We start from the raw sequence: 2,002 nt of genomic DNA, 5'->3' as shown, positions 1-2,002 counted from the left end.
TCTCCAGGTCGCGAGCGACTGCATCACTCCAAGCGTCGTTGCCTCGGCGCGGTTGCGCGAGCGCCGTCCGGATCCGGGGCAGGGCAGGACGTGCGGCCTGGCCCATGCGGTTCAGGCAGGCGAGGACGTCGGGCGCGGTGGAGTCGTTGTCCTTCCAGGCGTTCAGCAGCGCCGACACGACGGTGTCGGTCTCGCTGTCTCCGGCTATGTCCCACAGTGCTGATGCGGTGTGGACGAGAGTCCACGCGTTCCCCATGTTCAGTACGGCGGCATCGTTCCGTGCGTTCATCTCCGTCTGCTCGTCCAGTATGTGTCGCAGGCGTGGCAGGACAGGAGCGGCGGGAGATCCGATTCGGCCGGCGAGGTCGATGGCGGCGAAGTTCCGGTGGTCGAGGAGGCGTCCCAGCAGCGGCACGACACGTTCGGGGCGGTGTTCGATTTCCCAGAGGGTGGCTGCCGCGACCGTACGGACATCTACGCTGTCGGCCTCCGTGAGGGGCCGGACGGTGTCCAGGGCGCAGGCGGCGCGGGTGCCGAAGGCGGCAAGTGCCTTCAGGACGGGCTCCACGGTGCGCCACTGCTTGTGCCGAACGGCGGCCTGGACGGCGTCGGTGAGGACAGGTACGGCCGCCGGGTCCCCCAGTTTGGCGAGGGCGGAGGCGAGAGCCAGGAGGCTGACATCGGGCCACTCCCGTGAGTGGTCGACAGCGGCGAGGAGGCGAACGAGCCGGGGGGTGAGTTCGGCGGCGGCCTGGGGCAGATGTCCTGCCGCACTCACCGCGCGCCAGGCATCAACACCGGTGTCCAGCGCGGTCAGTAGCCCGGGCAAGGCCCGCTCGTCTCCGAGCTGGGCCAGCGCCAGAACGGCCTGCTGATGGGCTCGGCGCAGCTCGGGGTGCGGGCTCGCCCACGCATCGGGCCTGTGTGTGGTGCGGTGGGTGATGACGAAGGCGGCGAGGGCTTCCCGGGCCGGCTCGGCAAGCCGGCCGAGGGACCCGAGGGCCTCGGCCGCTGCCGCCGACGTGTAGGAGTCGCGCGGCAGCAGACATTCGGCCAGGAGCCGCACCAGGTGAGCGTGATCTCCACGCCAGGAGGCGATCAGACCGCGGGCCATGGCGATCGCGTCGTACCGGGTGGCCGCATCGGGGCTGCGCAGCTGCTCGCTGAGCAGGGCGGTCCGGTCCTCGACACGCGAGTCGAGGACCTCGTGGAAGGCCACCAGCAGGGAGGTCGTCGGTGCGTGGACGCGGCCGTGGCGTTCGAGGTGGGCGAAGGCGGCGGCGACGTGCCCAGGCACACCAGGGTCGGAGTCGGCCTCCACAGGACACGTGCACGGTCCCGACGGGCCCTGGCTCCCGTCCCTGGTCTCGGTCTGCTCGGGCCGGGGTACCGGTGTGATCCGGCGGAGGAGTCCGATCGCGGTGGGCACGGTGGTGTCGTCGATGGACTCGGGAACACAGCGGGCCCGCTGGACGAGCGCCGCAAGACGGACATCGGCACCCACCGCAACCCCGTCGGCGAGGATGTCGAACCATGCCGACGCCGGCACCCGCGCGGCCGGGAGCCGAAGCGCCAGGTCGCCCATCGTCCGGACTACCAGCAGCCGCTCCGTGATGTCGTCCTCGGCGGCGAGCCGGTCCCGAAGGGCCCCTACCGCCCGCTCGGCGTCATCCACGAACAGTCCCAGGCCCGCGATGGCGGCCCGACGCACCTGCGCGTCGGCATCGCGTGCATAGCCGACGAAAACCTCGCCGCGCCCGCGGATCAACGCTGCGGCGTCCTGGTAGGCAGTGGACTCTTCACCATCGGGACCACACCAGAGGGCGCCAGGTTCGTCCCGATCGATGCTTTCACGGCCGATGTTCACGATCAATGCGACCACCGACGCCCGATCAGGCGTGGAGGGGGCGTCGGCCATGGCGAACAGGAACGGCAGGCTGGCCACCGTGCAGGGATACACGTCCCCCTGGTGGTGGGCTGCGCTGTAGAAGCTGCGGAACGC

At 70.8% G+C, this 2,002-nt stretch carries 1 protein-coding gene; it reads right to left on the bottom strand.

The genetic code is table 11. From position 1 onward, the window contains the following. A partial coding sequence (locus ACZ6RC_RS33315) for a HEAT repeat domain-containing protein (RefSeq protein ID WP_469590622.1) occupies positions 1-2,002 on the bottom strand: 2,002 nt, incomplete at both ends.

It is taken from the genome of Streptomyces sp. NPDC048353 (genome assembly GCF_055587165.1).
This window is presented reverse-complemented; position numbering and strand designations above follow the sequence as displayed.